General features: G+C 68.4%; 18 protein-coding genes, 1 tRNA gene and 2 pseudogenes. 3 read left to right on the top strand and 18 right to left on the bottom strand.

What is annotated here, in order from left to right; translation table 11 throughout:
* Positions 1-160: 160 nt before the first annotated feature.
* The 13 genes and pseudogenes from OIU81_RS08360 to OIU81_RS08300 form a co-directional block, all read right to left on the bottom strand.
* Complete coding sequence (locus tag OIU81_RS08360) at positions 161-1,333, bottom strand: GTP-binding protein (protein WP_329145445.1); 1,173 nt, start codon at positions 1,331-1,333, stop codon at positions 161-163.
* Between the two features lie 6 nt (positions 1,334-1,339).
* The gene (gene rpmF / locus OIU81_RS08355) at positions 1,340-1,510 is read right to left on the bottom strand and encodes a 50S ribosomal protein L32 (RefSeq protein WP_329145443.1); all 171 of its coding nucleotides are present in this window, start codon (positions 1,508-1,510) and stop codon (positions 1,340-1,342) included.
* Between the two features lie 139 nt (positions 1,511-1,649).
* Positions 1,650-2,492, bottom strand: coding sequence for a metal ABC transporter permease (locus tag OIU81_RS08350; protein WP_329145441.1), 843 nt, complete (start codon positions 2,490-2,492; stop codon positions 1,650-1,652).
* Entirely contained in the window at positions 2,489-3,391 is a 903-nt protein-coding gene (locus OIU81_RS08345) for a metal ABC transporter permease (protein WP_329145439.1), read from the bottom strand. Before OIU81_RS08345 ends, OIU81_RS08350 begins: the two co-directional genes overlap by 4 nt.
* Positions 3,388-4,206: a metal ABC transporter ATP-binding protein gene (locus tag OIU81_RS08340; protein ID WP_329154962.1), complete on the bottom strand. Its 819-nt coding sequence runs from the start codon at positions 4,204-4,206 to the stop codon at positions 3,388-3,390. The genes OIU81_RS08345 and OIU81_RS08340 overlap by 4 nt, the downstream gene beginning before the upstream one ends.
* 95 nt (positions 4,207-4,301) lie before the next feature.
* Positions 4,302-5,258 (bottom strand): metal ABC transporter solute-binding protein, Zn/Mn family, encoded by a 957-nt coding sequence (locus OIU81_RS08335; protein WP_329145437.1) that lies wholly within the window; start codon positions 5,256-5,258, stop codon positions 4,302-4,304.
* Positions 5,259-5,407: 149 nt separating this feature from the next.
* A pseudogene (locus tag OIU81_RS08330) lies at positions 5,408-5,745 on the bottom strand (ArsR/SmtB family transcription factor).
* A gap of 88 nt (positions 5,746-5,833) precedes the next feature.
* Positions 5,834-6,232: a (2Fe-2S) ferredoxin domain-containing protein gene (locus tag OIU81_RS08325; protein WP_329145435.1), complete on the bottom strand. Its 399-nt coding sequence runs from the start codon at positions 6,230-6,232 to the stop codon at positions 5,834-5,836.
* Positions 6,233-6,290: 58 nt separating this feature from the next.
* Complete coding sequence (locus tag OIU81_RS08320) at positions 6,291-7,325, bottom strand: WD40 repeat domain-containing protein (RefSeq protein WP_329145433.1); 1,035 nt, start codon at positions 7,323-7,325, stop codon at positions 6,291-6,293.
* Entirely contained in the window at positions 7,322-8,347 is a 1,026-nt protein-coding gene (locus OIU81_RS08315) for a CobW family GTP-binding protein (RefSeq protein ID WP_329145431.1), read from the bottom strand. The genes OIU81_RS08320 and OIU81_RS08315 overlap by 4 nt, the downstream gene beginning before the upstream one ends.
* Positions 8,344-8,643: a hypothetical protein gene (locus tag OIU81_RS08310; RefSeq protein WP_329145428.1), complete on the bottom strand. Its 300-nt coding sequence runs from the start codon at positions 8,641-8,643 to the stop codon at positions 8,344-8,346. Before OIU81_RS08310 ends, OIU81_RS08315 begins: the two co-directional genes overlap by 4 nt.
* On the bottom strand, positions 8,595-9,053 hold the full coding sequence (locus tag OIU81_RS08305; RefSeq protein WP_329145426.1) for a Fur family transcriptional regulator: 459 nt from the start codon (positions 9,051-9,053) through the stop codon (positions 8,595-8,597). The genes OIU81_RS08310 and OIU81_RS08305 overlap by 49 nt, the downstream gene beginning before the upstream one ends.
* Positions 9,050-9,726, bottom strand: a pseudogene (locus OIU81_RS08300) (HAD family hydrolase); the annotation flags it as partial. The pseudogene OIU81_RS08300 and the gene OIU81_RS08305, both read right to left, overlap by 4 nt.
* Positions 9,727-9,779: 53 nt before the next feature.
* Here OIU81_RS08300 and OIU81_RS08295 point away from each other — a divergent pair.
* Positions 9,780-10,241 carry a class I SAM-dependent methyltransferase gene (locus OIU81_RS08295; protein ID WP_329145424.1) on the top strand — a complete coding sequence of 154 codons (462 nt, stop codon included), beginning with the start codon at positions 9,780-9,782 and terminating at the stop codon, positions 10,239-10,241.
* Between the two features lie 259 nt (positions 10,242-10,500).
* Positions 10,501-10,803, top strand: coding sequence for a hypothetical protein (locus OIU81_RS08290; protein ID WP_329145422.1), 303 nt, complete (start codon positions 10,501-10,503; stop codon positions 10,801-10,803).
* A gap of 167 nt (positions 10,804-10,970) precedes the next feature.
* On the opposite strand, the gene OIU81_RS08285 is transcribed toward OIU81_RS08290, so the two are convergent.
* Entirely contained in the window at positions 10,971-11,270 is a 300-nt protein-coding gene (locus tag OIU81_RS08285; protein ID WP_329145420.1) for a hypothetical protein, read from the bottom strand.
* A 692-nt stretch (positions 11,271-11,962) separates the two neighbouring features.
* Between OIU81_RS08285 and OIU81_RS08280 the strand changes: the two genes are divergently transcribed.
* Positions 11,963-12,610 carry a hypothetical protein gene (locus tag OIU81_RS08280; RefSeq protein ID WP_329145418.1) on the top strand — a complete coding sequence of 216 codons (648 nt, stop codon included), beginning with the start codon at positions 11,963-11,965 and terminating at the stop codon, positions 12,608-12,610.
* Positions 12,611-13,001: 391 nt separating this feature from the next.
* On the opposite strand, the gene OIU81_RS08275 is transcribed toward OIU81_RS08280, so the two are convergent.
* The 4 genes from OIU81_RS08275 to OIU81_RS08260 all read right to left on the bottom strand — a co-directional run bounded on the left by OIU81_RS08275 (position 13,002) and on the right by OIU81_RS08260 (position 20,144).
* Positions 13,002-13,068: transfer RNA gene (locus OIU81_RS08275), tRNA-Thr, on the bottom strand.
* Between the two features lie 179 nt (positions 13,069-13,247).
* Positions 13,248-14,600, bottom strand: coding sequence for a hypothetical protein (locus tag OIU81_RS08270; protein WP_329145416.1), 1,353 nt, complete (start codon positions 14,598-14,600; stop codon positions 13,248-13,250).
* A 58-nt stretch (positions 14,601-14,658) separates the two neighbouring features.
* Positions 14,659-15,498, bottom strand: a complete 840-nt coding sequence (locus OIU81_RS08265; RefSeq protein WP_329145414.1) for a DUF4145 domain-containing protein — start codon at positions 15,496-15,498, stop codon at positions 14,659-14,661.
* The gene (locus tag OIU81_RS08260) at positions 15,495-20,144 is read right to left on the bottom strand and encodes an AAA domain-containing protein (protein WP_329145412.1); all 4,650 of its coding nucleotides are present in this window, start codon (positions 20,142-20,144) and stop codon (positions 15,495-15,497) included. The genes OIU81_RS08265 and OIU81_RS08260 overlap by 4 nt, the downstream gene beginning before the upstream one ends.
* Between the last annotated feature and the right edge of the window lie 288 nt (positions 20,145-20,432).

The following is a 20,432-nucleotide window of genomic DNA, read 5'->3' as shown; positions in this document are numbered from 1 at the left end:
TGGGCGCGGGCCCCGTACTGCTTCCGCGGGCGCCGTGGCGGTCAGCAGCCGCGGAACGTGGGTGACTGACTGAGGATCTGGGCGTGCAGCGAGGTGCTTGGGCAACCTGCTGCCGGGCCGGGCGGCGCCGTGGCTGCGTTCGCCGCCCGGCCCGGGGTCTTCAGGCCCCCGCTACGAGTTCGGGGTGCTCGTGCTCGCAGGTGTCGTCGATGCCGTAGGTGTCCCAGGCAGGGAACGGGTCGACGCGCGGCAGGCTCTCGCCGTCGGTCATGAGGCAGTCCGCCAGTGCCGCGCGCAGCGCGTCCGCGTGCAGATGCGTGCCGATGAAGACCAGTTCCTGGCCGGCGGAGCTGCCGGTGTCGCGAGCGGCGGAGGGCTCGAAGCGCGCGACGGAGCCGGCCTGTGACCACAGCCCCGTCACCTTCGGGCGGCTGGCCAGTGTGAAGAACCCCTTGGAGCGAAGGATCTGCCCGTACGCCCCGCTGTCGAGCTCTTCGGTCACGAACGTCCACAGACGACCGGGGTGGAAAGGCATTGCGGAGCGGAAGACGGTCGACGAGATCCCGTACTCCTCCGTCTCGGGGACATGGTCGCCGTTGAGCTCCCTCACCCAGCCGGGAGCCTGTTGGGCGCGTTCCAGATCGAACAGCCTGGTGCCCAGTACGTCACCGACCTTCACGCGGCCGTGGACGGTCGGGACGACCCGCGCGGCCGGGTTGAGGCGGGAGAGCGTCGCCCGCAGCCGGTCGGCCGACTCCTGGTCGACGAGGTCGAGCTTGTTGAGGACGATGACGTCGGCGAACTCGATCTGGTCCATCAGCAGGTCGCTGACGGTGCGTTCGTCGTCCTCGTACTGGTCCAGGCCGCGCGCGACGAGCTCGTCGCCGCCGGTCAGCTCGGGCAGGAAGCCCGCGGCGTCGACGACCGTGACCATGGTGTCCAGGCGGGCGAGGTCACCGAGCGTGGCGCCGTCGTCGCGGGCGAAGGCGAAGGTGGCGGCCACCGGCATGGGTTCGGAGATGCCGGACGACTCGATGAGCAGGTAGTCGAAACGGCCCGCGCGGGCGAGTCGGTCGACCTCTTCCAGCAGGTCGTCGCGCAGGGTGCAGCAGATGCAGCCGTTGGTCATCTCGACCAGGCGTTCCTCGGTGCGCGAGAGGGCCGCCTGGCCGCCGCGCACCAGAGTGGCGTCGATGTTGACCTCGCTCATGTCGTTGACGATGACCGCGACGCGCAGTCCCTCGCGGTTGCCGAGAACATGGTTGAGGAGTGTGGTCTTGCCCGCGCCGAGGAATCCGGACAGGACGGTGACGGGCAGTCGGTCGGAAGTCATGAACGATCAGCCCTCGGGGTGAAGCAGCCCGCGCTCGTACGCCTTCACCAGTCGCTGCGGTACCAGGTACGGGACGCCGTCGACGGTGATCGGTACGAGTGTCGGCGTGGTCGCCTTCCACTGGGCGCGGCGGTGGCGGGTGTTGCTGCGGGACATCTTCCGCTTGGGTACGGCCACGGGGTCCTCCTGGATGGATGGGTGTCGGGAAGCGGTGGTGAGCAGCAGACGCTATATGAAAATGGAATCCATTACCAAATGAACTGGCGGGGTGAGTGGTGGTTGGTCGTCGGTTCCGGGTCGTCGGCCTGTGTGCTCATCACGCCTGCGCGAGACCGGTTCGGACGCGGGAGTGGGGGCGTACGGCGACGAGCGCCATCGCGTAGACGGCCGTGGCGACCGCCATGATGGCGAAGCTGGGCGGCAGTTGGGGCACGGCGTAGCTGAGGGCGAGGCCGGTCCACATCTCCGCCACGGCCAGTCCCGCGGACAGGGCCAGGGCGTGGTAGGGCCGGTCGGTGAGCCGGTGCGCGGCGCCGGCGGGGGCGGCGAGCAGGCCGAGCAGCAGCAGTGAGCCGACCGCCTGTGTCGCCTCGGCCGCGCACGCGCCGACCAGGATCAGGAAGGCGAGGCCCAGCAGCCGTACGGGCACCCGGCGGGCGGCGGCCACCGCCTCGTCGAGGGAGGCGAACAGCAGGGGCCGGGCCATCGCGAGCACGGCGAGGCAGATGACGGCCGCGACGACGGCTGCCAGCCTTGCCTGCCCGGTCGACAGGCCGAAGATCGACCCGAAGAGGACGTTCACTCCGGCGGTGCCGTTCGCCGTGTTCCGGGACGTCGTGTAGAGGGTGAGGAAGAAGACGCCCAGACCCAGGATCCAGGAGAAGACGCTGCCCATGGCGATGTCGTCCGCCCGCCCCCGGCGGCCCATTGCACCGATCACCACCGCGATCACCACGGTCGCGGCGAACAGCCCCAGTCGCGGGTCGTAGCCCAGCGTGAGTGCGGCCAGCGCTCCGGTGAAGGCCACGTGGCTGAGCGCGTCGCCGGTGAAGACCTGGGCGCGCAGCACCAGGAAGTAGCCCACAAGGCCCGCCGCCAGGGCGATCGCAGTGCCGGCCAGCAGGGCGTGGATGAAGTACGGATGCGTGAACGCGTTCATGCGGCAGGACCTCCGGCCCACCGGTACGTGCCGACGACCGTGGCCAGGGCGCGGCCGACGCGGACCAGGACGTAGAGGGCGAAGGCGAAGGTCGTCACGTAGAAGCCGATCGGGTACGGCGAGTAGTAGGCGGCGATCAGCCCGGTCCAGGTCACCGTGATGGCGATGAGTACGCAGAGCGCCAGGCTCGCGGCGGGCCGCGCCGTGAGCTGCTGCGCGGCCGCGGCGGGCATCACCAGCAGGGCGAACACCAGCAGCGTGCCGGTGATCTGACTGGCCTCGGCGGTCGCCGCCCCGAGCAGCACCAGGAAGGCGACGGACAGCGCCCGCACCGGCACGCCCCGCCCTGCGGCGACGTTGTCGTCGACCGAGGCGAACAGCAGCGGCCGCCCGATGACGGCCAGTGCACCCAGCGCCACCACAGCAACGGCGGCCAGGACGGTCACCTGGGTGGTCGTGATGCCCAGGAAGCTGCCGAACAGCAGGGAGTTGACCCCGCCGAGGAAGCCTTTGTAGAGGGCGACGAAGAGGAATCCGCAGGCCAGCAGGAACGCCTGGACGGTGCCGGTCAGCGCCGACTCCTGGCCGCTGCCGCCCTGCCCGGCGCGCGGTATGGCGGCGATCACCAGGGCGCCGCCGACGCAGAACGCGAAGAAGCCGAAGCCCGCGCTGATGCCCAGCAGTGTCGCGCAGGCCGCCCCGGGAAAGCTGACCACGGCCAGGGTGTGTCCGGCGAAGCTCTGCCGCCGCAGCACCATGAACCAGCCCATGACGGCGGCCAGTACGGCCACCACCGTGCCTGCCCTGAAGGCGTTGACCATGAAGGGGAACGCCCAGATCTGCTGCAGGTCGGTCAGCGGGTTCCAAGGCCAGCCGCCGGTGGCGTCGGCCCAGTTCACGCTCCGCTCCCCTCGGCGTGCCGGTCGGTGTGGACGGCGGGCGGCTCGGGCTGGCCGACGACCACCAGCCGCCCGTCGCCGGTACGCAGGACCTCCACCGACACCCCGTACAGCCGCGACAACGTCTCGGTGGTGATCACCTCCTGCGGGCGGCCCGCGACGGCGCCGCCCTCGGCGATGTACACCACCCGGTCCAGCCACGGCAGGATCGGATTGACGTCGTGCGCGACCATGACGACGCTGACGCCGGCCTCGCGGCAGATCCGCCCGATCAGTGCGGCGACCGCGCCCTGATGGGACAGGTCGAGGCTGTCCAGCGGCTCGTCCAGGAGCAGCACCTCGGGGTCCCGCACCAGTGCCTGGGCTATGAGCAGTCGCTGCTGCTCACCGCCCGAGCACTGGCCTATCGGCCGGTGCGCGTAGGCGCTCGCCCCGACCAGCTCGATGACCTCGGCGATACGCTCCCGGGCCGCCCGCCGCCGGGCGCTGAACCGGGCGGGCACCGGCAGCGGCACGCCCCAGCGGTCTCCGTCGAGGCCGAGCCGGACGATGTCGACGCCGCGGATGCGCAGGCTCGCGTCGAAGCTGCGGCGTTGTGGCAGGTAGCCGACGCGGTGGCCCGCGCGGCCGGGCTCCTCGCCCAGCACTCGGACCTCACCGGCGGCGGGCGGCAGGATGCCGAGCAGCATCTTGATCAGGGTCGACTTGCCGACCCCGTTGGGGCCGAGGACGGCCACGAACTCTCCGGCGCCGACCTCCAGGTCGACACCCGACCACAGGGTGCGGCCGCCGACGCGCACGCCCGCGCCCCGCATCGACACGACGGAGGACCGTAGCTTCGCCGCAGCCGTTTGCGCGGGGACCCGGTGGCGGACCATGTCACCCGGCCGGGCGGCCGAATTCACCGCCCTCACCTGCCCGTCGCCTGGCCCAGGGCCTTCTCGATGTCCTTCAGCTGCCGCACCTGCCACGCCTGGAAGGACGCCCCGGCGGGCGTGAGGGTCTCGGTCACCGTGGCGACGGGGATGCCCTTCGCCTTGGCCGCCTTGACCTGGGCCCGCACGTCCGGCGTGGCGTTCTGGCTGTTGTAGACGTAGACCTTGATCTGCTTCCCGCTGATCTGCTGGTCGATCGCCTGCTTGTCCTTGGCCGTTGGGTCGGTGCCCTCATTGATGGCGTCCAGGAAGGACTCGGGCGTGCGCATCTTCAGGCCCAGCCCCTCAGCGAGCGGGCTCACGATGGACTCCGAGGCGCCGATGGGGGTGCCCGCGTACTTGGCCTTGATGCCGGCGATCAGCTTGGTGTACGGCGCCAGGGTCTTGGTCTCGAAGTCCTTCTTGCGGGTGTCGAAGTACGCGGCGTCGGCCGGGTCCTTCTTCTTGTAGTCGGCGGTGATCTTCTCGATGACCTGGTGGACGTCGTCCGGCGAGTACCAGCGGTGCGGGTTGCCACCCGGCTTGAGGCCGACCAGGTCGCCGACCTTCAATTCGGTACGGCCTCCGCCGGGGTTGGCGGACAGCAGCTTGTCCGCCCATGCGTCGTAGCCGATCCCGTTGACGATCGTGTACTGGGCGGTTGCCACGGCCCGGCCGTCGGCCGCGGTCGGCTCGTAGTCGTGCGGGTCGGCGTTCGGGTTGTCGATGATGCTCTTGACCTGCACGTGATCGCCGCCGAGCTGAGCGGCGATGCTGCCCCAGAAGTTCTCCGCCGTCACGACCTTGATGGTCTTGTTCGCCTTCGTCGACCCGGCGTTGTCGGAGGAGGAGGCGGTGGAGCAGCCGCTGACGGCGGCCAGTGCCGCGATGGCGGTCACGCCTCCGGCGGCCATGCGGGCGGAGCGGGATATGGAGGTGCCGGCAGTACGCACGACGCGTTTCTCCTTGCGGGTGATGGGCCTCACACGCAGGCAGGGCCCGGTAGAGAGGAACGATTTTGAGCCTAGATGGAAATGATTGTCGCCACCATGACGTGGAGATCCACAATGAAAATCATTACGGAAGCTTGACTTCTGTCCCGTCAACCGGGGCCGCGGACACCGAGCCGCAGGTGCTCGATGTGGTGGACGGCCTGGCCGAGGAGCTGGGCGACGTGGTCGTCGTAGACGGGGTGGAGATGCGGCGGCCATCGCGCTCTCCGGTGACCAGGCCCAGGGCGCGCAGGAGACGCAACTGGTGGGAGACGGCGGACTGCTCCATGCCGACGGCGGCGGCGAGTGCGGTGACCGAGGAGCCCGCGGCGGCGGCTTGCCGCAACGTGGTGAGGATCAGCAGCCGGGAGGGAGTGGCCGGCGCCTGGAGCGTGGCGGCGACGGTGGCCGCAGTGGTCTCGTCGAGCGGAGCGCAGGCGGAGCGAATGGGGGTACCTCCCGTGCCCGAAGGGCTACGGGGGAGGGCGGCCGCGATGTCACCGCGGCCGCCCTCGGTCTCGTCCGGGCGTGCGGGATCACCGGCGTGCACGGGCCCGGGCCTCGCGCGGAGGCCGGATGAACTGCAGCGCCAGCGCGGCCGGGGGCTCCGCAACGCCGGGCCCGCCCGCGCCGGCCCAGCGCAGGACGTCGTCCGTGCAGTCGTCGTCCCTCGCGAAGCCGATCCAGGTCGCGCGTCCGCCGGCCAGCCGGCCGGTGGTGGAGGGCTGGACGACGATGACGTTGGCCTGGCCGCAGGGGCCCAGGCAGTCCGTCGTACGGACCTCGAAACCGCCGTCGGAGCCGGCGGCGCCGGCGCGCAGCCGCGCCAACTGCCAGGCGTGATCGGTGCCGGGGAACTTGCGCGCATTGCCGCAGCAGCAGCCCCGGCAGACGATCACCGTGCAGGGCCGCTCGCGAGCGGCGCCGATCGTCACCGTACGGGGCGTACGCGGCGTGCTGCACGGGGTGCGAGAGCGGGCGGGCGGCGAGGGCTCACAGGGCGGTCCGGGCGGGCACGCCGTACGTCCTGACCCGGCCGTCCCTCCAGGCGACGGCCAGCAGGTGCGGTCCGGCCCAGGCCAGCGCAGCGACCGGCGAACCCCCTCCGGCCAGCGCCCTGACCGGGCGCAGTCGTTGCTGCGGCCGCCCGGCGGTGGCGTGCCACAGGGCTACGGTCCCGTCGGCGCCCCCGCTGGCCAGATGCCCGGCAGCGCCCGGCCGCCAGGTCAGCGCGGTGACGGTCTCGTGGCAGCGCAGCGAGCGGGGCGCGGTCCCGGCGGGGCCTTTGCCGGAGAAGTCCCAGACCGTCACGTCGGGGGCGCCGTCGGCGGCGAGCCAGAAGCCGGTGTCGTCGAAGGCGAGACGGGAGACCTTCTCCGGGTAGCCGGACATGGTCAGTTCGCTGCCGTCCCGGGTGCGCCAGATGTGGATGGAGGCGTCCTGGTTGCCGCTGCAGATCCAGCGGCCGGTGGGCGCGATGGCCAGGGCCAGGTGCGAGCCGACGTACGGGTAGGTGACCACCGGCTTGGTGGTGTGCCGTTCGTAGCAGCGCACCGCGCCGTACGCGGCGACGGCCAGCCGCCTGCCCTGGCGTTGCCAGGCCAGGTCGGTGACGGTCGAAGCGGCGGGCGCGGTGGCCCACAACTCCTTGCCGTCCGGGCCCAGTACGAGCGCGCGGCGGCCCGAAGCGACCGCCACCCGGTCGTTGTCCGCCCAGGCGGCGGCCGATGACCAGCGCCCGGTCTCGCGCACCGTCGTCCGCCCGTCCTCCGGCCGCCACCGCGCGTACCCCATGGGCCCGGTCGCCACCAGGGCCCGGGCATTCGGGGCCAGCGCGACGCTCAGCGCCCCACCGGGCAGCTCCCATGCCCCGATCTTGGCCCCTCTGGCGGCGTCCAGCACCGTGACCGTGCCTTCGGCTCCCGCGACGGCGACCAGTTCGCCGCGTGCGCTGAGCGCGACCGGTGCGTCATCGACGGCGGTTTCCCAGGCGGTCGTCAGCGTCTCATCGGGTGCGGCGATGCTCACGCGGCCGCTCCCGCCGTGGCCAGGCAGTCGGTGAAGCCGCGCTCCAGGGCGGCGCGGTCGAGGTTGCGGCCGATGAAGACCAGCCGGTTGCGCCGGTCCTCGCCGTCGCGCCAGTCGCGGCCGAACTCACCGTCCAGCAGCATGTGCACGCCCTGGAAGACGTACTGCTTGGGGGCGCCCGCGAGGGCAAGGATGCCCTTGGAGCGGAAGAGGTCGACGCCCTTGGTCCGCAGCAGGTTTCCCAGCCAGCGGTTGAGCCTGTCCTCGTTGAGTTCGCCGGGCAGGTCGATGCCGACGGAGGTGACGGTGGTGTCGTGCTGGTGCTCGGTCTCGGTGAGGAAGGACGGGTCGTCGGCGAGCACCCGCTCCAGGTCGAACGCGCCGACGTCCAGCACCTGCTGGAGGTCGAGCTCGGCGTGCTGGGCCGGGATGATCCGTACGCCGCTGTTGATGGCGCGGACGCGGGCGATGACCTCGGCGACGGTTTGGCCGTCGGCCAGGTCGGTCTTGTTGAGCACGATCCGGTCGGCGAAGGCGATCTGCTCGACGGCCTCGTTCTCCACGCCCTCGGGCTTGACCTCGTCCAGGTGCTGGAGGACGTGCGCGGCGTCGACGAGGGTGACGATGGCGTCCAGCCGCAGTTGGGCGGCGATCTCGTCGTCCATGAAGAAGGTCTGCGCGACCGGCGCGGGGTCGGCCAGCCCGGTGGTCTCGATGAGGATGTGGTCGAACTTCTCGCGCCGCCGCATCAGGGCGCCCAGGATGCGGATGAGGTCCCCGCGCACGGTGCAGCAGATGCACCCGTTGTTCATCTCGAAGATCTCTTCCTCGGCATCGAGGACGAGGGCGTCGTCGATGCCGACCTCGCCGAACTCGTTCTCGATGACAGCGATCCGCAGCCCGTGCTGCTCGGTGAGAATGCGGTTGAGCAGGGTCGTCTTGCCCGAGCCGAGGAAGCCGGTCAGCACGGTGACGGGGACGCGTTCGTCTCGGGGCTCGGTGAGCGGTTCCGGCGTGGTCATTCACGGGCTCCTTCGTCCGGGGCATCGTTCGTGGCGTCATGTGGGGTGGCGAGCAGTGCGGTCCGCAGGTGCTCCTCGGTGATCTGCTCGGCGGGGTGGTGCAGGGTCCAGCGGCGGGCCGGGGCGTCCATGGGAAGGACGGCGATAACCGTCTCCAGAGGTGGGCATCCGGGCTCGGTGCAGGCGAGCTGCCGCACCACCACGGCGGTGTCTTCGCCGAGGCCGAGAAGCGCGCGTACGCTCTCCTTCAGCTCACACAGCTTCGGGCTCGGTCGCGGGCGGGATCCCAGTGGCATGGCGCCGGTTCTCCTTCGTCCAGATCGGGTTGGCAGCCGGCGCAGATACCGGTGAGTTCGACGGTGTGCTCCACCGCGGCGAACCCGGTGTCCGCACCGATCCGCCCGGCCCACAGCTCGACGGCCTCGGAGTCCAACGGCCGGCTGCGGCCGCAGCAACGGCAGATCAGGTAATGGCGATGCCCGTCCGCGGGCCGCTCGCGGTAGAGCCGCTCCCCGGCGTCGTCGCGTACGACGTCCACGCCGCCGGCCGCTTCCCACTCCCGCAGCGCGCGATAGACGGTGCTCAGCCCTATCCGAATCCCGGCGTCGGTCATCAAGGCATGCAGCTCCTGCGCCGACACGAAGTCCTGACAGGTCGACAGAACCCGCAGGACGGCTGCTCGCTGCCAGGTCGTCCGGCCGCTCACGGCGGATCACCCCCAGTGGTGCTGGCTGTTTGTTCGTGCACCCACGTTAAATGAAAATGAAAGTCATGTCCATATGATCCATGGTTCATACGTCCGTACGGTGGACCCACCCTCTCCCGTTGACTCCGGGGTCGCGCCGGCTCAGCGCCGCCCCCGGTGGGGGCGCGGAACCAGGCGGCATCCCGCAGCAGGCGCAGGCCGTTGAGGCCGACGATGACGGTGGAGCCTTCGTGGCCGGCGATGCCGAGGGGCAGCGGCAGGGCTCCGGCGAGGTCCCGGACGGCCAGGCTGGTGATGAACACCGAGGCGATCACGAGGTTCTGCACGACCAGGCGCCGGGCCCGGCGGGAAAGGCCCACGACCGTGGGGATGGTGGCGAGCTCGTCGTGGACCACGACCGCATCCGCGGTCTCCATGGCCAGATCGGAACCGGTCTGGCCATGGCGATGCCGGTGTGTGCGGCGGCCGGCGCGGGGGCGTCGTTGACGCCGTCGTCGACGACCAGCACCTTGCGCCCGGCCGTTTCCGGCTCCTGGACCGCGGTGACCTTGTCCTGAGGCAGCAGACCCGCCCGCACGTCGGTGATCTTGACCTCCTCGGCGAGGCGGGCGGCGGCGCGCGGGTTGTCGCCCGTGACCAGGACGGGCGCCCTGCCGGTCAGCGAGGTGAGCGCAGGGCGGGCTGGGCCGTGCCCACTACGGCTCCGCCGTCCGGTATGTCGAGGCCATGATCGGGGAGCCCGGCTGGCTCGGCTTCCTCCCCCCGCGGCGCCCGCTGGATGCGGCCGTATCGACCACGGCGCTGCACTACCTCGGCGAGGACACCCTGCGGCGGGTGTACCGGGAACTGGCCGCGCGACTGCGGCCCGGCGGCGCCCTGATCAACGGCGACCACCGCTGCCCCGACGAGGCGAAGGTCTCCGAGATCGCCCTCGACATCGGACGCCGCCGGGCCGAGCGCCAGCTCGCATTCACCCATGACGGCTGGGAGCCCTGGTGGTCGGGCGTGGCGGCCGACCCGGACCTGGCCGCCGTCCTCGCCGCACGCCGCAGCCACCGGCACCCGCCCTGCGAGGGCAACGACCTGACGCCGTGCGGCCATACGGCACTGCTGTGCGAAGCCGGGTTCGAAAGCATCGGCACGGTCCGGCAGTTCGGCCACAGCCACGTCCTGGTCGCCGACCGCTGACCATACCCTTCGGCTCACCTGCCATTCCGGTAACCGAATCGCCGTGGCGGCCTGCTGCACTGCGTCCGCAGCAGCCCCCGAGCAATGCGATATGAAAGTCGTTATCGCCCTCACGACGCGAGCCTTTTCGTGGTCTTTCGCGGAACTCTTTGATCCATGGGAGATATTCCAAAGAATGGAAGAGGGGGTTCCTCTTCCGGGTTGTTTGAGGCACCGTCGGCTTGAGCCGAATTCCCGCCGTATCCAAGGAGCGAAGAACATGACAACCACGGAGAAGCACCAGCCCCATCCCGGCCATGACCACACGCATGGAGAGAGCTGCGGGCACGTGGCGATTCCGCACGGCGACCACATGGACTACGTGCACGACGGACATGTCCACCGCGTCCATCAGGACCACGTGGACGAGTGCGAGCCGAGCGGGCACAAGGAGCACCCCGGCCATGACCACGCGCATGGAGAAGGCTGCGGCCATGTGGCGATTCCGCACGGCGACCACACGGACTACGTACACGACGGCCACCGGCACGCGGCCCACAACGGCCACTGGGACGACCACTAGGTTTCACGACTGACTGTGTTGAAGGCGCCCCCACTGCGATGTTGCGCGGCCCAGAGCAGGCACCCACCTCATAAGTCGTCGGTATGAGGTGCCCGGGACCCGCACGTCCCAGGCACCCAGGACTCGTACCGCGCCGGTGGTGGGGGCGTCACGGCACGAGCCTGGGGTCAGTGGTCGTCCCAGTGCCCCTCGTGCTGCGCGTGGCGGTGGCCGTCGTGGATGTAGTCCACGTGGTCGCCGTGCGGCACGGCGACGTGCCCGCAACCGGGCCGGTGCTGGTGGTCGTGGTCCTGGTGGATGGTGTGGCCCGCGGGCTCGCACTCGTCGGTGTGATCCTCGTGGAGCCGGTGTAGATGCCCGCCGTGCACGTAGTCGACGTGATCGTCGTGCGGCACGGCCACATGGCCGCACCCGGTGCCGTGCTGGTGTGTGTGGTTCGCGTGAGATGTGTGAACGCTGGTCAGCAAAGCGGAACCTTCTCTCTCCCGTGAAATCGAGTGATCGAAACCGTCCGATGGGAGAATCTGCTCTGCGCTTGTTAACGGAGCCCGGAAATCACGAAAGTTGCTGGGGGTTGGCCGGAATCACGTCTCCAATTGTTGGCTGAGCGCGGCGGAGGGCGGTGTGGGACATCCCTTGTTGACTGTCGTTTAGCGTCAAGATTTTGCGGTAAGTGAGGGAGCGCTCCCGGTCGGAGCAGCGAGCACTCTGTGCCCTGGCACAGAGTGCTATTTGCCAGTCAGCAGTGACTCAACGACTGAAGGGCCTTCACACTCTGTCGCGACGGCGTCCATGAGCACCTCTTCGCGCGTCTGCCCGAGCCAGTACCCGGCTTCCCGGAGGGCGCCGGCCGCGCGGAAGCCCGCCTTCTCGTAGGCACGGATGCCTGCCTTGTTCGGGGCGAGGACCTTGAGTCAGACCATGCGCAGTTGGTGATGTGGAAGGCGTAGTCGAGGGTGAGGCGGGTGGCCTGGGTGTGTCGAGTCCGCGTCCGCGGGCTTCGGGGGCGAGCATGATGATGTATTCGGCGGTGCGGACGGCGTGTCGGGCAGGAGGGTGGTGACTCCGGCGGGTACGGGCTCGCCGGAGTCGAGGGACGAAGCTGTGCTTCGCGCTTCCCAAGGGGCGCAAGGTACGCGACGTGCCCCTGCCCTCAAGCGTGGCCAAGGCACTGCGGCAGCATGTGGAGTTCCTCGCACCCGTGCCGGTCACCATGTCGTGGGACGATCCGCGCCCGCCGCAGACCCCGGTAGAAGCCAAGCACCGTCGGCCCAGGACGTACAACCTCCTGGTGACGGGCCGCGAGCACAAGGCGATCAATCGGAACTACTTCCACTCCTACGTCTGGAAGCCCGCCTTGGCCGAGGCCGGCGTGATCGCCGCGCTGGAGGAGAGCGCACCGGATGGATCTCGGGCCTGGGAGCCCTCCCGGGAGCACGGTTATCATGCCCTGCGTCACTTCTACGCCTCCGAGCTGTTGGAGGCGGGCGAGTCGGTCGTCTCCCTGGCCAGGTGGCTCGGCCACTCTGACCCGGCTTCACGCTCCGGAAGTACGCGCATTTCCTGTCCCGCGCCGGTGCGCGCGGCGGCGCCGCCATCGACGCGGTCTTCGCGTAGCCGCAAGCCGACTGGCAGAAGCTCGGGTCTGGCGCAAGGTCCCAGAGAAGTCCCAGACATGCCGCCGCACCTCCTCCTGGCCCGTATTCATGCAGGTCGGAAAGGGTGCGGCGGCGTCCGTGGTTCAGATGTCCCGGAAGAGACCAGGGGGCGCTGTGACCTGCCGCGGTGGGTGGCTTTGGGGCGCTGATCTGCGTTGATGGCCTTTCAGCTGTTTCACGGTCATGCCCGTTGATGCGGCCGGAAGTCCCAGAGAAGTCCCAGGGGACTCCCACTGCCGACGGTCACTCTTTCGCTCTGTGCAGGTTGAGGGGCTCTGATGCCCCGGTGGAGCGCCGGTCCTGGCAACAGGGCACTCTCGCGGGTGCTTTGACATATCCACGCCCAGCGAGGGACAGCGAATATCACCCGACCGGTGCTGTCGATGTTGCGGCAGCACGAGATACGGCAGGCACTTAGAAGGACCTGATGGGGGCGCGATCTGTAGGGCTCTGAGCTGAGCGGATGCGAGAGTCTCACAAACTGGTAGTGCAAACTTTCGATGTTTTCGGGAAGGTCCTCGCCAGAACAGACTTGAGTAGAGCCCCCTGTCGGATTCGAACCGACGACCTTCCCTTTACGAGTGGGACTGAATCCTTGCCGGGTGGCGCCCCGCCTTGCTGAGCGGTGACGTTCTTGCTGGTCGGCGTCGGGAGGGGTGAGCCGTGGTCCTTGTGTGTGCGGCTCGCGCCGCCCTGTCCGCTCACGCATTGCTCACGCAAGGTTTGGCAGGTCGACTGGTTTGTCTGTGGGCTGTGATACTGAAGGGCCTTGAGGAGTGAGGCAGCTCAGGAGGTCAGCACCCTCATGGCAAGCACAGATCCGTCAGGATTCACCGAGACTGGCCCGCGCCACCTGCTGTCCCATGTATCGAGGGGCCAGGCATCTCGTCGGGCGTAGACCTCGCGGCGATAGCGCTCCACCCTGCCTCCTTCAAGATGGCGGAAGAGGTCTTCCGCGACGCCGGAGAACGCCTCAACGCGTGTTCTGTTCAGCCGGAAAACGTGGTCTGTGCCGACGAACTGAATGCCGAGGAGCTGCTCACGGGCATCTTGCACGCTGCCTGTGGCTGCGTGCGCGAAGCCGGTGAAGTGACGACTGCCCTGCCGCTTGGTCAGGTACTGGACAGTTGCCTGACCGTCACCGGCGAAGGCGGTTAGCCCGGCGGCTTCCGTTCGCGCGAGGACGTGCCTGAACCATTCGCGGCGCTCCGGGGTGATGTGGAAGCCGGGCTCTTTCTCCGGAGTTCTGTTGCCTTCCGTCGGCCGCTGGATGCCCGGGAAGAAGTTTTCGTCCTCGACGAAATGGTCTACGTTCCTCGCGGTACTTCCCGTTGAGTGGTTCAATCGGCCGTCTCTTCCGGCAGCATGCAGGGCGTGGACGGTGAGGGGGCCGTCCACGGGGAGCTCTGTGCTGAATACCAGGCTCGGCGTCTCGTTCCACGATCCGATGTGCACTGCTTCCACGTGGGCTGATGCAGAGGCGAGTTGGTCGTGAGATGTCGCGGCGTTGCTGTGGTTGCCCTTGGACTCGATCGGGAAGACCCGTGACGGCTCACCGGGCTTCCAGACCTCGGCGAAGAACCGTGGACGGTATCGGTAGCCGGCTCGGGGCCCCTTGTCCCTGCTGGTCAGAGCCCAGCCCGCCCGCAGGGCTGTGTCGGCTGGAACGATCGAAACGACGTGCTGCGGGTAGCGACGATTTAAGATCTGCTTGGCCAGCGAGAGAGCGAAGCCGATCCCGAGTTCGTCTGACTGGAGCGCCTTGTAGTAGTCCGCCGTCTCCCGGCCCTCGGCCGAGAGCCTCATGTACGCGCCCGAATCCCCGGTCAGGGCTTGGTTGTACTTCAGGCTTCCCCAGTGCTCGGCGAGGCCCCGACCTGCTCCCCGCCGGGCGAGAGTGACTGCTCGGGCCAGGCTATGGAGCGCAGTCCAAGGGGCTAGTCGGAAGGAGCTGACTTCTTTCGTGGCTAGGGCCTGGAGCGTCGGCTTGCGTCGTAGGGCGTCGAGTTCCTTCTCCTTCCTCTTTCCGTCCTCTTCGGCGCCCGCCGCGTCGACGCTGCCGACGAGCGCGATGCTGGAGTGAGTCGCGACGTTCGACGGCTGCGACAGATCTGTCAGTACGGCTGCTGCGTTCTTCAACTTGCTCCCCCTGATGGATCGCACCAGTGCTACAGGACAAGGTCACAGCTCAGTACGGCTAAGGTGCTTCGGGCTGTGATCCGGCAAGGTCGTTCAGGACCGCGTTGACCACGGGCCAGCACATGTTCAGCGTGTCTCGGTCGGGAGCGTGAGCTTCGCGGATTTCAGCGCGAGGATGGACGAAATTGCGGTACTTGCGTAGCTCGTGGCAGAAGCGCTCGACGTCGGCGCCGATCCAGCCTGCGTCGTGACAGGTCTTGATCAGGGTGTCCAGACTTACCCTGTCCGGAGACATCCGTCCGAGCAGTGAGGCGTCGCGCTCCTGGACCACATGAACGAGGACGCCTTCGAGAAGGCTGCCGAGCATGATGATGGCGGCCACGTGAGCACCGTTGGCGTAGCAGGTCCGGGCCTCGTCCAAGCGGTGCTGGAGGAGACTCGCCATGTCCTTGTCGTTGATGAGATCGGTCATGGCTGCTTTGAGTTCGACCGGCCCCTGGCTGCCTGGGTAGTTGAGAGAGGGGTCGCAAGCGACGAGTCGGGGCCGGCCACCGGGGTTCTCCAAGCGGGCTCCCTCGTGTATGAGGAAGGCATTTACGGCGGAGACGACGGCGGGGAGCTGCTCGGGCTCGTCGAGATATTCGCGTGGGTCGGCGAGTCGGAGCAGAACCTTTTCCAGGTCGGACGGGTCCTCCCGACGCTCGGAGAGCCGCGCGAGCGTCCACTCCTTGCGGTATTCGCCGTCGTACTCCGGGACCCTCTGCCAGCCGGCGTGTTCCAGGAAGCGGGCGATCTCGAAGCCCTTCCGGTAATAGAGGTGCTCGTCGCCGCAGATGACGCGGGCCAGTTCCTCCAGCGTGTTGCCGTCCAGGATGCCGATGGGGGACTCCGGGGTCATGCTGTGCCTTCCGTGCTGTCGTTGGTCTCTTCGACCTCTGTCGTGTCGAGGGCGGCGACCGGATCGGTCGCGTCGTGATGGTCGGGGGATTCCGCCGGGCTCTCATCCAGCCCTTCGTCGGAGGAGAGGTCGAGCGGAGTCCATTGCGTGCCGGAGGAAGCAGGGCCCGACGGCGGCTCGTCATCGGTGGCGCGGCAAGCGGCCGGATGGATGCCCAGCCGGTTCAGCTCCTCCCACAGGCCGGACAGGGCGTGGTCGGGGTCGAAGCGGAACTCGCTCTCGGGAAGGCGCCAGAACGTCCAGCCCACCCGCTGAAGTTCACGGTCACGCTGCTCGTCGTGCCGGATCTGCTCAGGTGTCGTGTGGTATCGGTCACCGTCACACTCCACGGCCAGACGCCCGCGAGCGCCTACGACGACGAGGTCGATGCGCTTGCTTCCAGCCGGGCACTGCGGGATGACGTGATATCCGCGAGCCTTGAGGCGCAAGTAGACGTGCTGCTCGAAGAGCGACTCGAACGGCTTCTGCGGGACCTCGGCGGATACCTCCCCTATGTCGTCGGAGGCGGCAAGTGCGGCCGGAGGGTTTTCCATGTAGGCAAGGAGATTGAGGCGCAGGTCCCCCTGCTTGAGGCGGTCCGGTGGAACTGAGTAGAAGAGTCGCATCTGGTCCTGGGCTCGGGACGCAGCGACGTTATAAGCCTGTCGCTCGCTGCGCGCACCGCCCGCGACGCGTGGTGGATCGCTGGCGACCATCGACAGCAGAATGACGTGCCGCTCCTCTCCCTGGAACGACGCCGGGTTGCCTACACGGATCTTGTGGCGCTCGCGTACTGGGGCCGGAATGCGCGTGTTGATCAGCTGTTCCAGGAGCTTGACCTGCCCGATCGGTCCCTGGAGGGTGATGACCCCCATGGTCTTGTCCCGGTAGGCAGGGTCTTCCACGAGCTGGGCCAGACACTCGACGACGGCCTCGGCTTCCTTCGGGTTGCGGAGCCGGCTGTCGCGCCCCTGGGCTATGGCTCCATCGACGAAGTGGGTCACGAGAGGGTTGAGACGCTCACCGCCGTACTGGCGCAACGGCTGAAGTTTGTCGTTGTAGAAGGTCTGCGACGACCAGCCGATGATCTCGGGCATGCACCGGAAGTGCTCCTCCAGTCGGATCACCTTCGGGAAGAAGGTGGACAGCAACTGGTAGAGGTTGGTCGCGGGGCCGTAGAGCGTGCGCAGCATCGGCGGCATATCCGGCAGGTGGGAGACGAGCCGATCGTGGATCGCCTGTGTGCGGCCCATGCCGCTGACCGGGGGCGCGCACTGCTTGTCGTCCCCGACAACGATCACGCGCGGAGCGAGCCACAGCAGGAACAGGGCGTCCATTCCTGCCTGACTGGCCTCGTCGACGATGACCACGTCGAACGCGTCCCGCTGGGGAAGTACCGTCTCGGCGACTTGTGAGATGGGCATGACCCACGCGGGTACCGCCCCCTGCGCCGTCTTCATGGCGTCGTGCGCTGCAGCACGGTAGCGGCCCGCGTTGCGGCCCTTTCCCTTACCGTACGAGGCCATGTGGTTGCGGTACGCCTGAAGGGCAGACCGCTGCTCCTGAGTCATACGCTCAAGGCAATGCAACCGGCCCCAAGTGGCAGCAAGTTCGCCGGTCAGCGACTCCAGGTTCCCTTCACACTGGGACAGCTCGCCTTCAAGGTGACGTTCGCGCCCATGTGATCGCTGACGACGCACGAAGGCGGAAGCGGCTCCCCAGGCCCACGCCTCGGCCAGTGAGTCCAGCCGAGCTTCCCACGCAGGGTTGTCGGGGTTCTGCGCCAGATCGTCGGCGAGCAGAGGGTGCGCCGCACGAACGCCGCCCAGAAGCACATCACATCGGCGCCGGCGATGCTCACGCCGATGCGCTTCCCGCAATGCGCCGAGTTCCTTGGCGTAGCGGTCAGTGTCCCGCTCCCGGACTGCCTGGGCGGCGGCCAGTGCTTCTGCGGCGGGGCGAGAGCCTTCAACTGGGGTGCGGAGTTGTTCTTCCCATCCAGCAAGCCGGGTGGTGGCCTCGTCTGCGGTCCGGCGGCTGGAGAGAGCGGATAGCGCGTTGATGAACTCCTGCCACGCCGTACGTGATGTGAGAGGGATGTGCAGATCGTGACGCACGAGCAGTTCGTCGATGTGCTCACGGGACGCGCCGAACGCGCCGACGTGCGTCAGGCGGGCGTGGGCCTCAGCCAGTGCGGCCACACGGAGTTCAGTCCGTCCTTCGGGAATGGGGGCTCCGGCTTGGGCCCAGCGTTCGGCGAGCGTGGCAACCGTGGAGTGGGCGCTCAGGTGGGCGAGGACAGCCTCGACGTCCTCCAGCGTTTCGGGTGAGTGGCCGCTGACGGTGCACGTGTCCAGAAGATCCTGAGCGGCTTTCTGCGCCTTCGCAACGCGGAGGCTGCCGCGAGCGCGCAGCTTGCCGCCCGAGGCGAGATGCTCGCGCAAGGCGATTCCTCTTGCAAGCATCTCATCGGCTCGGTCGGCGGGGAGCCGCTCAGGCAGGTGGACGCGCTTCATGCCCTGCCCGTCCACCTGCCGCCTGATGGCGTCGAGCTGAGCTTCCGCGTCGGAAACCCGCTGCCATAGGGCGAGGCCGTCGCGGGAGAGCCTGTCGGATAGGGCCTTGGTGATCCACTTGTCCGTATCCCATTGCCTGGCCGACGGTGGCAGGCCGAGGTGATGAAGAGCCGTGCGGCAGGTACCCGCGAGCGAGGCGAGTTCGTCGGTGACGGAGGCGTCGAGCCGGGCGAGGTCGTCGCGGATGGCAGCCTCCTCGGCAGACAGACCGTCATTGGTGATGCAGCTGGCCGCGAGTGCATCGGCCAGGTCTTCCGGGGAGGGGAGAGAGGCCGGATCAGGCAGAGTGCCTTCGGCGCGTAGCTCGGCGGCACCCTCGCGCAGCAGACTGAGCAGTTCCACGGCCTGCGCGGGAGACAGGGGCGGGACAGAGGCGGCCTGCCCTTGGTCCGGAACCAGGCCGATCCAGGAGTAGCGCTCGGTGCCATCGATGACGCGCTGGACGATCGCGGCCAGGGTGCCGGCATATCCCGGAGCGATTTCCGGGTGCCGATAGACCTCTGCCTCCCGCACCGCGATCACTTGCTCCGTGAGCGCGCTGATCCTGCCCCGCACCTCTTCCCGGCGTGCCGAAAGCCGACGGATCTCGTCCCGTAACTGTTCGGGGTCGCTCGTGGCCACCTGGTCGGTAAGGGAGTTGATCGTGCGTTCCAGCTCGTCCGCCCCGTCTTGGCGCACCGAGCTGAGCAAGAGCACGCACAGGTCACGCACAGCGGGAGGGAGTTTGTCCCGTAGCACTGTTAGAGCTTGGTCGCGGGCGCTGGTCACCAGAACTCTCTGACCTTGGGCAAGCAAGGCGGAGACCAAATTCGCGATCGTGTGCGTCTTGCCGGTGCCCGGCGGTCCCTGCACCACCACGCCCGTGTCGTGTTCCAGCCGTCGCAGCACACTGCGTTGCCGCTCGTTCGTCTTTCCGGGGAAGAGCGGGTCGTCCCCGAAAAGCGGCGGGATCTCGCGGTCGTTCCAGCTCGCACGTTCCTCGGAGTTCAGGGGCAGCACCAGCTGTGCCAGCCCCAAGGGTGCATGCCCTTCGGAAGCTACGCTGTCCGCGATCCGGTCGTAGAAGCTCAACAGGGCGTTGCGGTCCCGTGGACGTAGTACGAGCGCCGGAGCGTAGGTGAGGCGCGCGCCTGGCTCGGGCTCGCGTGGCGGCTGCCATTCGGCGCTGAACGAAACCGGTCGCTGCAGTGCCCGGTCCTGCCACTGGGTCAGCTGCTCCAGGACCTCCTGACTGAGCAGATGCAGTGACTGGGCGGCGATATCCTCCGCGAGCGCAGCCGAACGCTCGGAGGCCCAGCCGTCATCGGTGTCTAGGAACGCTTGATCCTCAAGCCGCACGGCTCCTTCGGACGTCAGCCGGACCACGAGCCGGGCAGTCTTACGGTCTACAGATGTCTCCACCCGGTGGGTGAGTACGTGGCGATGCACGGCGTCACCGCGTGGGTCTCTCCAAGTCAAGAGGCCAGCAGCCAAAACAAGTTCGAGTTGATCGTCCTGCTGGGTCAACTTCTGGTGCCAGTGGTAGACCTGCTCGTAGAGCTCCCGAAGAGCCCGTTCCGCACGCTCCCGCTCCGCCCAACGTCGCCACCGTGTGAGCCAAGGACCGTAGGCCCGCAACACTTCAGCCGCTTCCTCCCGGCGGACGGTGCGATCCCCCGCTTCTTCCCCCCGCGGCTGCGGGCTATCGCCGGTGCGCGCGAGTTCCTGCCCCGGACCCTCGATGGCGAGCGCCGGATCACCGCCGTTCGCATCCTGGCACTGCTCAGCGGACACCCACCCCTCCAACACTTCCGGTGGGGGCGGTGGTGCGGTTTGCGGTACGTGGTCGAGGGTGAGCAACAGCCCATCGGCCCGGTCCGACGGACGGTGCACGGAAGCCGGCAGGTCGGCCAGCCACAGGCGCTCCCGTGAACGGCGGTCATCACGTAGACGGTTATGGCTGCTTTGTACGACCTCTTTGAGGAAACCGATCAGACCAGTGGTCTGTCCAATGACGTCAGGATCGTTAGCGGCACGGCGCGGCACGTTCACCTGTCCCCCTTTGGTGCTGGTGGCGAACGCTCCAGAATGGGGGTGCCGGCCAGGAGGGGCAACGCATCCCGGGAGAATGGCGAGATATACACGTAGTGCGGGCTTGATGTACACGGTGTAACGGCTTCGGCCCGTCAAGTGGCTTCTCAATGAGTAGGCCCCAGGCCGCTGACCTGGGGCTCCTGCGTGGAGCGGGTGACGGGAATCGAACCCGCGCTCTGAGCTTGGGAATCACCGGGGTCTGGGCTGATCACCCATCGCTGGCCTGGGGAAACGCTGCTTCCTGCA

The sequence above is a fragment of the Streptomyces sp. NBC_01454 genome (assembly GCF_036227565.1).
Lineage (GTDB): Bacteria > Actinomycetota > Actinomycetes > Streptomycetales > Streptomycetaceae > Streptomyces.
The sequence above is the reverse complement of the archived record's forward strand: the minus strand, read 5'-3'. Positions and strand labels throughout refer to the sequence as shown.

Bases quoted from the DNA above. Each gene is read 5' to 3' on its own strand.
- OIU81_RS08350 (WP_329145441.1), bottom strand. From the start codon at position 2,492: ATGAACGCGTTCACGCATCCGTACTTCATCCACGCCCTGCTGGCCGGC.
- OIU81_RS08315 (WP_329145431.1), bottom strand. From the start codon at position 8,347: ATGACCACGCCGGAACCGCTCACCGAGCCCCGAGACGAACGCGTCCCC.
- OIU81_RS08340 (WP_329154962.1), bottom strand. From the start codon at position 4,206: ATGCGGGGCGCGGGCGTGCGCGTCGGCGGCCGCACCCTGTGGTCGGGT.
- OIU81_RS08290 (WP_329145422.1), top strand. From the start codon at position 10,501: ATGACAACCACGGAGAAGCACCAGCCCCATCCCGGCCATGACCACACG.
- OIU81_RS08295 (WP_329145424.1), top strand. From the start codon at position 9,780: ATGATCGGGGAGCCCGGCTGGCTCGGCTTCCTCCCCCCGCGGCGCCCG.
- OIU81_RS08310 (WP_329145428.1), bottom strand. From the start codon at position 8,643: ATGCCACTGGGATCCCGCCCGCGACCGAGCCCGAAGCTGTGTGAGCTG.
- OIU81_RS08360 (WP_329145445.1), bottom strand. From the start codon at position 1,333: ATGACTTCCGACCGACTGCCCGTCACCGTCCTGTCCGGATTCCTCGGC.
- OIU81_RS08265 (WP_329145414.1), bottom strand. From the start codon at position 15,498: ATGACCCCGGAGTCCCCCATCGGCATCCTGGACGGCAACACGCTGGAG.